Annotated in this window: 12 protein-coding genes and 2 pseudogenes; 8 read left to right on the top strand and 6 right to left on the bottom strand. The window is 69.1% G+C overall.

The window, feature by feature from the left end; translation table 11 throughout:
- Positions 1-37 precede the first annotated feature (37 nt).
- Together malQ and EXE52_RS12675 are read left to right on the top strand one after the other, a co-directional pair.
- Complete coding sequence (gene malQ / locus EXE52_RS12680) at positions 38-1528, top strand: 4-alpha-glucanotransferase (protein ID WP_049929320.1); 1491 nt, start codon at positions 38-40, stop codon at positions 1526-1528.
- Between the two features lie 4 nt (positions 1529-1532).
- Complete coding sequence (locus tag EXE52_RS12675; protein ID WP_089307541.1) at positions 1533-2561, top strand: sodium:calcium antiporter; 1029 nt, start codon at positions 1533-1535, stop codon at positions 2559-2561.
- A gap of 60 nt (positions 2562-2621) precedes the next feature.
- Here the strand turns inward: EXE52_RS12675 and EXE52_RS12670 are convergent, their stop codons facing one another.
- Positions 2622-2834, bottom strand: a complete 213-nt coding sequence (locus EXE52_RS12670) for a PLDc N-terminal domain-containing protein (protein ID WP_049929318.1) — start codon at positions 2832-2834, stop codon at positions 2622-2624.
- 95 nt (positions 2835-2929) lie between these two features.
- On the opposite strand from EXE52_RS12670, the gene EXE52_RS12665 reads away from it, so the two are divergent.
- The 5 genes from EXE52_RS12665 to EXE52_RS12645 all read left to right on the top strand — a co-directional run bounded on the left by EXE52_RS12665 (position 2930) and on the right by EXE52_RS12645 (position 6828).
- Positions 2930-3262, top strand: a complete 333-nt coding sequence (locus EXE52_RS12665; RefSeq protein ID WP_049929317.1) for a hypothetical protein — start codon at positions 2930-2932, stop codon at positions 3260-3262.
- Positions 3263-3352: 90 nt separating this feature from the next.
- Positions 3353-4666 (top strand): Zn-dependent hydrolase, encoded by a 1314-nt coding sequence (locus tag EXE52_RS12660; RefSeq protein WP_089307540.1) that lies wholly within the window; start codon positions 3353-3355, stop codon positions 4664-4666.
- A gap of 357 nt (positions 4667-5023) precedes the next feature.
- A complete protein-coding gene (locus EXE52_RS12655) occupies positions 5024-6070 on the top strand; it encodes a transcription initiation factor IIB family protein (protein ID WP_089307539.1) in 1047 nt (348 codons plus the stop codon).
- 101 nt (positions 6071-6171) lie between these two features.
- The gene (locus EXE52_RS12650; protein WP_049929314.1) at positions 6172-6351 is read left to right on the top strand and encodes a hypothetical protein; all 180 of its coding nucleotides are present in this window, start codon (positions 6172-6174) and stop codon (positions 6349-6351) included.
- A 243-nt stretch (positions 6352-6594) separates the two neighbouring features.
- Positions 6595-6828: a UPF0058 family protein gene (locus tag EXE52_RS12645; RefSeq protein ID WP_004598519.1), complete on the top strand. Its 234-nt coding sequence runs from the start codon at positions 6595-6597 to the stop codon at positions 6826-6828.
- Positions 6829-6924: 96 nt separating this feature from the next.
- Here EXE52_RS12645 and EXE52_RS12640 read toward each other — a convergent pair whose 3' ends face one another.
- Both EXE52_RS12640 and EXE52_RS12635 read right to left on the bottom strand, forming a co-directional pair.
- Positions 6925-7386, bottom strand: coding sequence for a DUF555 domain-containing protein (locus tag EXE52_RS12640; protein WP_089307538.1), 462 nt, complete (start codon positions 7384-7386; stop codon positions 6925-6927).
- Positions 7387-7451: 65 nt separating this feature from the next.
- Positions 7452-8378, bottom strand: coding sequence for a DNA-3-methyladenine glycosylase (locus EXE52_RS12635; RefSeq protein ID WP_049929312.1), 927 nt, complete (start codon positions 8376-8378; stop codon positions 7452-7454).
- Positions 8379-8467: 89 nt separating this feature from the next.
- On the opposite strand from EXE52_RS12635, the gene EXE52_RS12630 reads away from it, so the two are divergent.
- Positions 8468-8968: an SRPBCC family protein gene (locus EXE52_RS12630; protein ID WP_086216557.1), complete on the top strand. Its 501-nt coding sequence runs from the start codon at positions 8468-8470 to the stop codon at positions 8966-8968.
- A gap of 38 nt (positions 8969-9006) precedes the next feature.
- On the opposite strand, the gene EXE52_RS12625 is transcribed toward EXE52_RS12630, so the two are convergent.
- The 3 genes and pseudogenes from EXE52_RS12625 to EXE52_RS12615 form a co-directional block, all read right to left on the bottom strand.
- Positions 9007-10584 (bottom strand): HAMP domain-containing sensor histidine kinase, encoded by a 1578-nt coding sequence (locus EXE52_RS12625; RefSeq protein ID WP_049929310.1) that lies wholly within the window; start codon positions 10582-10584, stop codon positions 9007-9009.
- Between the two features lie 63 nt (positions 10585-10647).
- Positions 10648-11160 (bottom strand): annotated as a pseudogene (locus tag EXE52_RS12620) (DMT family transporter); the annotation flags it as partial.
- 5 nt (positions 11161-11165) lie between these two features.
- A pseudogene (locus tag EXE52_RS12615) lies at positions 11166-11286 on the bottom strand (IS630 family transposase); the annotation flags it as partial.

Raw genomic sequence — 11286 nt, 5'->3', positions numbered from 1 at the left:
GCAACGTTTGAAGTCAGTGGGGGGCGCAGGGTGGCCTATGCGATTCGACCGCTCCGACGGCGTCTTCTGTCACGTCACCTCGCTACCGGGGGCGTACGGGATCGGCGACCTCGGCGAGGGCGCGCGCGACTTCCTCTCGTTCCTCGGCGACGCCGACGTCGACCACTGGCAGATCTGTCCGATCGGGCCGACGCTCTCCGTGGCCGGGGAGTCGCCGTACCAGTCGCCGTCCGCGTTCGCCGGCAACCCGCTGTTCGTCGACCCCGAGGGGCTCGTCGACGACGGCTGGCTCGACGAGGGGGACCTGCGGCCGGTCCCCGACTTCCCGACCGACCGCGTCGACTACGACGCGGTCCGCGAGTACAAGCTCCCGCTGTTGCGGACCGCGTTCGAGCAGTTCGAGGAGCGGGCGACCGAGGAGGACCGCGCCGCGCTGGGCGCGTTTCGCGAGCGCGAGCCGTGGCTGGCCGACTACGCGCTGTTCAGGGCGCTCTCCGACGCCCGCCCTGAGGACGTGTGGACGGAGTGGCCCGCGCCGCTGCGCACGCGAGACCCGGACGCGCTGGCCGAGGCGCGCGAGGAACACGCCGCGGAGGTCCGGTTCCGCGCGTTCGTCCAGTGGACGTTCGACCGCCAGTGGCACGACCTGCGCGCGGTCGCCGCCGATGAGGGCGTATCGATCGTCGGCGACGTGCCCATCTACGTCGCGCTCGACTCCGCCGACGTGTGGGCGAGCCCGGAGGCGTTCCGGCTCGACGAGGGGAACCGTCCGACTGCGGTCGCGGGCGTGCCGCCGAACGCCGGCGATTCCGGCCAACGGTGGGGGAACCCGCTGTACGACTGGGAGCGGCTCGCCGAGTCGGGGTACGACTGGTGGCTCGACCGGTTCCGTCGGCTGTTCGACCTCGCGGACGTGGCGCGGCTCGACCACTTCCTCGGCTTCGTGAAGTACTGGGCGATCCCCGCCGACAGCGACGACCCCGCGGACGGCGAGTGGCGCGACGGGCCGGGCCGCGACCTGTTCGAGGCCGTCGAGCGCGAGCTCGGCGCGGCTCCGTTCATCGCCGAGGACCTCGGCTTCGAGGACCCGGCGATGGACGAGCTGATGGCCGAGTTCGGCTTCCCGGGGATGCGCGTCCCGCAGTACGCCGACTGGTGCGCGGAGGGGAACGAGTACCAGCCGATGCACTACGGCGAGGGGGTCGTCGGCTACACCTCGACGCACGACACCGACACGTGGGCCGGCTACTTCGAGGACCTCCCCGCCGAGCAGCGCGACTGCTTCCGGTACAACGTCGGGAGCGACCCCGACGAGCCGCCCGAGTGGGCGATCATCGACGAGGTGTGGAGTTCGGACGCGATCCTCGCCGTGGCGACGATTCAGGACCTGCTCGGGCTCGGCAGCGAGTCCCGGTTCAACGAGCCCGGGACGCTGGACGGCAACTGGGAGTGGCGCGTCGCCCGCGACGACCTCGACGACGCGATCGCGGACCGGCTGTGGGAGCTGGCCGGGAAGCACGTGCGCTAGCGCCGTGACGGGCGCCCTCCCCGACTCGCCACTCGTCCACGTCCTCGTGATCGCCGCGGCGACCGCGTTCATCTGGCTCGGGAGCGGCTGGTTGGAGGAGGCCGCCGAGACGCTGTCCGGGTACTACGGGCTCCCGGAGGTGGTTCAAGGGTCGATCGTCGTCGCGGTCGGATCGAGCTTCCCGGAGCTCGTGAGCGTGCTGGTCACCGCTCTCACCGGCGTCTTCGACATGGGCGTGGGCGCGCTCGTCGGGTCGGCCATCTTCAACGTTCTCGTGATTCCCGCGGCCGCCGGACTCGGAGGCGAGGACGAGCTGGAAGCCAACCGGGCGATCGTGTACAAGGAGGCGCAGTTCTACATGCTGGCGGTCTCCGCGCTGGTCGTGACGTTCGCGCTCGCGGTCATCTACTTCCCGGTGTCGACGGACCCGATCGTCGGGACGTTGCCGCGCTCGCTCGCGGTCATCCCGCTCGCGCTGTACGGTCTCTACCTCTTCATCCAGTATCAGGACGTCGACGACGCGGCGATAGACCGCGTGCGCGAGGGGATCGACATTCGGCGCGAGTGGGCGAAGCTCGGCGGCGGGCTCGCGGTCATCGTCGTCACCGTCGAGCGGCTCGTGGCGTCGGTGGAGTCGCTCGGCGTCACTTTCGGAGTCCCGGAGTTCCTCGCCGGCGTCACGGTCGTCGCGGCAGCGACGAGCCTCCCGGACACGCTGGTCAGCGTCCGGACGGCGCGCGAGAACCGGGGGACGACGAGCCTCGGAAACGTCCTCGGATCGAACACGTTCGACCTGCTCGTCGCTATCCCGCTCGGCGTGCTGATCGTCGGCGAGGTCGCCGTCAACTTCTCGACGGCGGTGCCGATGCTCGGCGTGTTGACGGTCGCGACCGTCCTGCTGTTCGTGACGCTCCGGACGAGCCTCGCGCTCAACGAGCGCGAGTCGTACGCGCTGCTCGCGGCCTACGGGCTGTTCGTCGCGTGGGTCGTCGCCGAGAGCGTCGGCGTGACGAGCGTGCTCAAGGGCGTGTGAGTCCTCCGGCGGGATCGGCGCCGGGAACCACTCGTCGGCCCCGGTGCGTGAGACGGCGGCTCAGTAGGAGTCCCGCCCGATGATGAGGTACAGCAGGATCCCGAGAAGCGGCGCGAAGAACACGACGAGCGCCCACAGGATCGGCGGGTGCTCGCTGCGGCTCTGCGCGTCAGAGTACGTCCACACGATCATCGCGAGGTGGACGACGAGGAACCCGAGACTGACTAAGAGGGCGATACCGGCCGCCGCGCCTTGGAGGAGCAACGGGGACATGCCGGCTGACACCACGACGCCGCGCGCAAAGTGTCTTCGGGATCGGAAGGCGCTCCCGGCGAAACGGCTATGAGTGACGGATGTGAACGGTACGCATGGTCGGTGTCGTGCGCGCAGCGGGTGCCACGACCGAGCTCTGCTGCGGCCTCGCGCTGCTCGCGCTGTCGCGGACCGACACCGAGGGGGTTCCGGCGGCACCGTTCGCGACCGGCTTCGCGGTCGGCTACCTCTACCGTCACGCGCGGGCGACCGCGGGCTGTCGGCGGTTCCGCGGCGGCCCGGCACGAAGCCTCGGGATCGCGCTGGCGTGGGCGGCGCTCGGCGTCGCCGCCGAGCGGTCGATCGACGGGAAGGCGGCGAGCCGCGCGTTCGCGGCCGGACTCGGGCTGGGCTCGGCCGGCTACTGGCTCGCGCGGCGCGGGGAGTGAAGGCCACTCGGGAGGTGACCGCCCAGACACCCGCCTCGACGCGACCGCCGGAGCCCGAACCGTTTTGATCGCGGAGCGCCCGGCTCAGGTATGACGCTCCCAGTCGACGCGGACCGGCTCCGCGCGGACATCGAGGCGAATGCGGCGTTCGGCCGCGTCGAAACGGGCGATCCGGACGCGCACGCGCGAACGAATCGCACTGGATCCGAGGCGAACCGTCGCGCCAGGGACCGGCTGGTCGAACGGCTTCGAGCCGCCGGTCTCGACGTCGCGGTCGACGCGGTCGGAAACGTCCTCGGGACGTGGGTCCCGGCGAGCGCCGATCCCGAGGCGGCTCCGGTCGTTTCGGGGAGCCACCTCGACAGCGTGCCGGAGGGCGGGATCTTCGACGGCCCGCTCGGGGTGTACGCCGCGTTGGAGGCGGTCCGCGCGATGCGCGACGCAGGGGCCGAGCCGGACCGACCGGTCGCCGTCGTCAGCTTCACCGAGGAGGAGGGAGGCAGCTTCGGCAACGGGCTCCTCGGTTCGTCGGTCGCGACCAGCGAGACGGCGCTCGACGACGCGCTCGCGCTGTCGAACGCTGGCGGAGAGACGCTCGGCGAGGCGCTCGACCGGATCGGCTACCGCGGGGGCGACGCCGTCGACGCCGCCACGCCGACCGACGACGACGGCGACCCGACAACGCTCGATCCCGCGTCGTGGGCGGCGTTCTACGAGCTCCACATCGAGCAGGACACGACGCTGGAGGAAGCGGGCGCGGCGGTCGGTGTCGTGACGACGATCACCGGGATCACCCATTGCGAGGCAGCGATCGAAGGCGAGGCGAACCACGCGGGCGCGACCCCGATGGACGAGCGGACCGACGCGCTCGCGGCCGCGAGCGAGTTCGTGTTGGACGTCGAAGCCGCCGCGAACGAGGTCGTGGCGTCCTCGTCGCCCTCGGCGGTGGGCACCGTCGGGTCGCTGTCGGTCGCGCCGAACGCGACGAACGTGGTTCCCGGCCGCGTCGAGGCCGGCGTGGATATCCGCGACGTCGAGGCCGGATCCATGGAGGCGATCGTCGAGGCCGCGCGCGACTCGCTCGCGCGGCTGGAGCGCGAGCGGGGCGTCGAGACCGCGTTCGAGCGACCGTTCGACGTTGCGCCCACGCCGATGAGCGACCGGCTCCGCGGGGCCGCACACGGCGCCGCCGACGCCGCCGGGCGGGAGGCGATCGACCTCCACTCGGGCGCGGCGCACGACACGATGCGGGTCGCGCGCGTCACGGACGCGTCGCTGCTGTTCGCTCCGTCCCGCGACGGGATTTCGCACAACCCCCGAGAGTGGACCGACTGGGACGACTGCGCCGCGGCGACCGAGGTGCTGGCGGGCGCGCTCGCGCGCGCCGCGGTCGACGAGCGGTGACGGTCGACGGTGCGAGCGAGGTCGGCGCTGTACCCGGTGGCCTCTCAGGCACACGGACCTCGGGTGGGGCGCCGACCGGCCCCTTGAGTCGAGGACCGGCCTCGCTGCGTGGGGGCGGTCACTGAGAGTGAAGTATAAATACGGTCGCACGACTCCGCTCCGGGACATCACCGATCGCGGATAGGACGAGGTCGAGGTCACATATCCGCGTACACCGACGTATGAAGCCGCTTCCGGTCGCAACGCCGCGCTCAATTATAGATACATTTATATACTTTCGCGACTAACTATACGTTAACGAGCTGGCGATTCGCGGACCTCGCTGTATTTTCGTCGGGGGATCGTCGGAGCACACCCATGACAGAGACACATACCTACAGCGACGGCGGCACGGAACGGGAAGGACGGGCGGACTCCGCGGACGCGTCCGCGGGCGGCGAGCGCACGCGAACGAGGGCGTCGGAGTCGGCGGCCGTCGCGGAGCCGACGGAGAGCGAGCGCGAGCGCACCACGACCTGCCCCGAGTGCGGCGGTCGGCTCGCGACCGACACGGAGCACGGCGAGACGGTGTGTGACGACTGCGGGCTCGTCGTCGAGGCGGACTCGGTCGACCGCGGGCCGGAGTGGCGCGCGTTCAACTCGAACGAGCGGGACAGCAAGTCGCGGGTCGGCGCTCCGACGACGAACATGATGCACGACAAGGGGCTCTCGACGAACATCGGCTGGCAGGATAAGGACGCCTACGGCAAGTCGCTCTCGGGCCGACAGCGACGCCGCATGCAACGGCTGCGGACGTGGAACGAGCGGTTCCGCACCCGCGACTCCAAGGAGCGCAACCTCAAGCAGGCGCTCGGCGAGATCGACCGCATGGCCAGCGCCCTCGGCCTCCCCGACAACGTCCGCGAGACCGCGAGCGTCATCTACCGCCGCGCGCTCGACGAGGACCTGCTTCCCGGCCGCTCCATCGAGGGCGTCTCGACGGCCTCGCTGTACGCCGCAGCCCGGCAGGCGGGGAACCCGCGGAGCCTCGACGAGTTCACGACGGTCTCCCGCGTCGAGAAGATGGAGCTCACGCGGACGTACCGGTACGTCATCCGTGAGCTCGGACTGCGCGTCCAGCCGGCGGACCCGACGAGCTACGTCCCGCGGTTCGTCTCGCGGCTCGGCCTCTCGGAGGAGACGGAGCGGCGCGCACGCGAACTGCTCGACGACGCCGCGAACGCCGGGATCACGAGCGGTAAGTCGCCGGTCGGACTGGCCGCCGCCGCCGTCTACGCCGCCGCGCTCCTGTCGAACGAGAAGGTGACGCAGAGTCAGGTCTCGGAGGTCGCCGACATCAGCGAGGTCACCATCCGGAATCGATACAAGGAGCTCCTCGACGCGAGCGGCGCCGCGAGCGCCTGAGGCGCCGTCAGGAACTCGGTTCGATGTCGGTCTCGTCGGGCTCGACACTCGACCCCCGATCGCCACCCACGTTTTTAACGCGGCCGACTGTACAGGGTGACATGGTTGATGCGTTCGTCAGACTCGTCTGTCCGGAGTGCGGCAAGGAGTGGCAGGACAACCCGGCCGAGCTTCAGGACCTGCGGTCTAACTTCAGTTGTCCGGCGTGTCACGCGACGCGGCGCCTGACCGAGTTCATGCGAACCGAGCGCGACCTCGAAGCCGTCAGACAGTTCCAGTAGCGCCGTGCCGGGTCGGGGGCTCGACCACCCCTGAGACCGGAGCCCCGACCGCACACGGTCGGCGTCTCGCGAACGACTTTTTGATCGTCGTCGACCTCGGGTAGCGGCGGATCGCGGGAAACGATCCTGAACGATCTATCGAGAACCCACTTCTCCGCGTTGCTACTCGCGAAATACGCGGATAGTGTGGTAACGTTACTCAAGATAATAATATAAACCTCCGGTAGCAAAGGACTGGTACTCATGAAGAAGCAGGAGCTCATCCATCTTCACGGTCTCCTCGCGGAGGTACGAAAACAGTGCGAGTTCTGGGACGACGACGTTGACCTCGAAGCCTACGAGGAACTGGGCGTGAAACCGACGTCGATCCACAAATCGAAGACCGACCACAAGGCGGCCGTTTTCAAGCTGACAGAGGGAATCACTGAGCCGATGGAGTCGTCCGAATCGGAGCCGCTGGCCCCGACGGCCGACTGAGACGTTTACCGCGTACCGCTCCTCGCCGACCGCACCAAACGCCGACCAGCGTCGCAGCCGCTCCCGTCGAGAGCCGGCAGCACGGAGGCGACCGGCTCAGAACTCCTCGTGCTCCTCGCCGCCGCTGAGTGCCGATCCGTCGCTGCGGCTCGACTCCTCGTCGCCCGACGCTGACTTCCCTGTCGCGGTCGACGCGTCGTCGGCGCGGTCGCTCTCTTCGGGACCGATCTCGGTAACAGTAAGGACCTTCAGCGGGATGTTGCGGAGTCGCTTCCCGATCTCCTTTCGCGCGACGTGGCTGGCGTGTTCGCCGCGGTCGACGTTGAACACGTCCATCCGGAGCTCCAAGGCGACGAGCGCCTCGTCGGCCGCGACGAACGCCGGATCGAGCGGTTCGCCGCTCGGCGACGTCCGGGTCCCGGTGTCGATCTCGACGTAGTTGAGGTCCGGGTTGAGCATCTCACCGGTCTTCGAGATGGCGATCCGGACCGCCTCGTCGGCGGTCTCCACGTCGTACACCGGGACCGCGGCCTCGACGACGACTCGACAGTCCCTCACGATTGTGCGTACCACGCGAACGAGTATCAAACTTCGGCCGCGCCGGACTCCGGGCGCCGCGCCGGTCACTCGCCGCCGGCGCGGAGGTAGTAGAACACGTACGTCTGGGCGTAGCCGGCGAACTCGCCCCCGAAGCGCTCGCGGATCGCGCGGGAGGTCGCGGCGTAGCTCCCGCGGTCGCAGTCGGGGTAATACTCCTCGATGGTGGTGCGGATCCACGTGTCCAACGGCACCGCCTCCAGGAATCCCAGCGAGAACAGCAGTACGCAGTCGGCGACCTTGTCACCGACGCCGACGAACCGCGTGAGCGACTCGCGGGCCTCTTCGTAGGGGAGATCGGCCGCTTCCGAGAGGTCGGCCTCGCCCGTCGCGACCATCTCCGCGGTCCGCTGGACGTACGGCGCGCGGTAGCCCAAGGAGAGATCACGGAGTTCGTCCTCCGTCCGCGCCGCCAGCTGCTCGGGCGTCGGGAACGCCCGATACGTCTCGTCGTCGAGTCGAACTGCGTCCCCGTACGTCTCTCGGAGCCGGCGCTGCATCCCGTGGATCCGGGCAACCCGCATCTGGGCCGAACAGATGAACGAGATCAGACACGGGAAGACCGGGTCGCGGGTCAGTCGCATTCCCTCGTAGGCGTCGTACGCGCGCTCCAGCAGGGGCAGATCTGGCGTGGCGTCGAGGATCGCGTTGAGGTCGTCGTCGAGCCGGAGCAGGTGCGTCAACAGCGGCTCAACGTCCGTCGACGCCTCCCAGCGGAGGGTGCCGTCGTGGACGCCTCCCTCCTGTCGGACCCGCACCGCGACGCGCTCGTCGGTCACCCCGGGGATCGGATCGACGACGGTCTCGTACCACGCGTCGCCGCCGTGCGCGTGAAGTTCGTCGTACGTGTCGCCGTCGGACCGGTTCCAGAGGTAACTCTGGCCGCTTTCGAGGGTCGCCTGAAGGTCGAACGGTCCAGCCAGATCGCCGACGTCGATCGCCCCGCGTTCCATCGTATTCGATCAGCGCGCGCGCAGGCATGCGAGTTTCGGTCGCGGCCCGCCGTGGACGGCTTTTTGTCCGACCGCACCATACCGGACGTATGCCGACGTACAGGCGGACGATTCGGGTGCCCGCTCCGGTCGAAGACGTGTGGGCGTTCCACTCCACGGTCGACGGACTGCGCGAACTCACCCCCGACTGGATGCGCCTCCGCATCGACGGCGTGGAGGGACCGGACGGCGAGTCCGATCCGGGGGTTCTCGTCGCCGGATCGGCGATCGAGATGTCGGTCCGACCGTTCGGAGCGGGCCCGCGTCAGCGGTGGACCTCGCGCATCGTCGAGCGCGACCCCGACGGGGAGACCCCGCCCGAGCGCTCCGCGCGGTTCGTCGACGAGATGGAGGACGGACCGTTCCGACGGTGGCAGCACACCCACGCGTTCTACGCCGACGGGGACGAGACCCTGCTCGTCGATACGGTCGCGTATCGACTGCCGCTCGGCCCGCTCGGCGACTTCGTCGGACCCGCGGCGAAAATCGGGTTCGAGGGCATGTTCCGAGACCGTCACCGGCGCACCGTCGACCGGTTCTCCGACGCATAACGGCGTCACGGAGCCGCCGCCGACACCGAGCGAATCCGCTACGCCGACGCGACCTGCGTCGCGCTCGCGCCGAACGTGAGCTCGAAGACCGCGCCGTCGTCGTTTCGGGCCTCGATGTCCCACTCGTGGGCCTCCACGATCCGGTCGACGATCGCCAGCCCGATCCCTGAGCTGTCGGCGGACGAGACGCCGGAGTCGAAGACCGTGTCGGCGAGTTCGACCGGTATCCCCGGACCGTCGTCCGCGACGTACATCCCGCGGCGGCCGTCCTCCGTGGTGAGCGGGCCGATCTCTATCGCCACATCCCGGCCCGCGTGATCGATCGCGTTCCGGAAGAGATTCTCCAGCGCCTGCCGGAGTCGTCCCGGGTCGGCCTCGACCTGACCGACCTCATCCGCGATAGTGAGCGTCGCCTCGGGCGACCGGACGGACGCCCACGCGTCTTTCGCGACGGCCTCGATCGGAACCGACTCCGTCTCGCCGATCGCCTCCCCGCGCCGCGCGAGCATGAGCAGATCGTCGATCAGCGTTTCCATGCGGTCGACCGCGCCGCTCATGGCATCGTATCGCGACGGCGTCAGCTCGTCCTCGGAGAGCGACAGGTACCCCGAGAGCACGTTTAGCGGATTCCGGAGATCGTGTGAGACGACCGCACTGAACTGCTCGAGCTGTTCCGCCTGTCGGCGGAGCGCCGCCCGACGGTCGTTGCGCGCGATCGTGTGCGCGACCAGATCCCCGAGAGTACGGTACAGGTCGACCTCGTCGTCGGTCCACGTCCGGTAGTCGTCGGACTCGAAAGCGACGATTCCGCTCAGCTCCCAGTCGACGACGAGCGGTACGTGAACCGTCGCCGGCGGACCCGCCTCGTCAGTGTCAGCGGTCGAGACGTCTTCACCGCGCGGAGGAGCCGCCCCCCGAGCGACGTTGCCGAACGTCGACAGCTGGTCGGGGTCTGGGAAGTCATCGAACCGCCTCGGGGCGGGGTCGAAGCCGTCGGGACACCAGCTGTACGCCGGCACGAACTGCCCGTCCTCCTCTCGGTAACAGATTATCCGGTCGAGCTCGGCGTGCTCGCCGACGTTCTCCATCGTCCACTCGATCTTCGTTCCGACCTCGTCGGTGCGGGTGCTCATCAGCGTCGTCCCGGCGTCGAGCAAGACCTCAGAGAGGCGAGCGACATCGTCGGTTCCGAGCTGGACGCGGTCGGGCTCTAACAGTCCCGCGAGGCGTTCGGCGAGCGACCGGACGGCGTCGCTCTCGTCGGGGGACAGCGCCCAGTCGTCGACGGTGACCACGTCGTCGACGCCGGCCGCCAGCAGGGCGCGGATCGTCTCCGTCGTCGCGTCCTCGACGAGCGCGATCACCGGCACGTTCGACGGGAGCGCCGCGAGCCGCTCCGTTACCGCGTCGTCGGCCGCCGCCGCGGCGGTGACGACGACACCGCAGGTGTCGTTCAGCGGGCCCTCGTCGTCACGTTCCTCACCCAGATCGGCCGGGGCGAACGTCCGAACCGTCGGTCCGTCGGGCCCCTTCCAAGCGGCGTCGACCGCGCGCGTTACGCGGTCGCTCGCGCGGGCATTGTCTCCTACAAACGCGACGACCGTTCGCCGGTCCATATCTTAATCAACCGGCCAGACGGTTTCAACGTTTACCCCAAAATATCGACGCTGAAAACGCTGTCACCGGTCAGCGGCCGCCGTGACGTATATCCCCAAGAGAACGACGCACCCGCCGACGACCGTCGCCGGCGTCGGAGTCTCCGACAGGAACGCGACGGCGAGCAGCGTCGCCCCGACCGGTTCGCCGAGCAGCGAGACGGAGACGACGCTCGACTCGAGGTGTGCGAGCGCCCAGTTGAGAACGGTGTGGCCGAGTAGTCCCGGACCGGCCGCGAGGCCGACGAACAGGAGCCATTCCCGAGGCGGGTATCCCGTAAGTGGATGTCCCGCCGCGAGGACGAACGAGAGCAAGACGAGCACGCAGACGCCGTACACGACCGTGACGTAGGGGACGAGCGAGATGCGTTGCCGCAGCGACCGCCCGGCCAACACGTAGCCCGCGGCGGCGACCGCCCCGGTCAACGCCAGCGCGTTTCCGTACAGCGGACGGGGGCCGACCGCCACGCCGCTGAGGAAGTCACCGAACGACATCGACACCATCCCGCCCACCGCGACGGCGATACCCGCCGCCATAATGATTAAGATAACATTCGAAAGTCAAGGAACTGTTCACACCACTTCTTTGCGAAGCTGACGCGTTTCGTTATTTTCTCAAAAGTTTCCTGAACGAGGTCTTTGAATTCCGCTTCGCTCTCAACG

This window comes from Halorubrum sp. CGM4_25_10-8A (assembly GCF_005435025.1).
In the GTDB taxonomy this organism is placed as follows: Archaea; Halobacteriota; Halobacteria; order Halobacteriales; family Haloferacaceae; genus Halorubrum; species Halorubrum ezzemoulense.
This window is presented reverse-complemented; position numbering and strand designations above follow the sequence as displayed.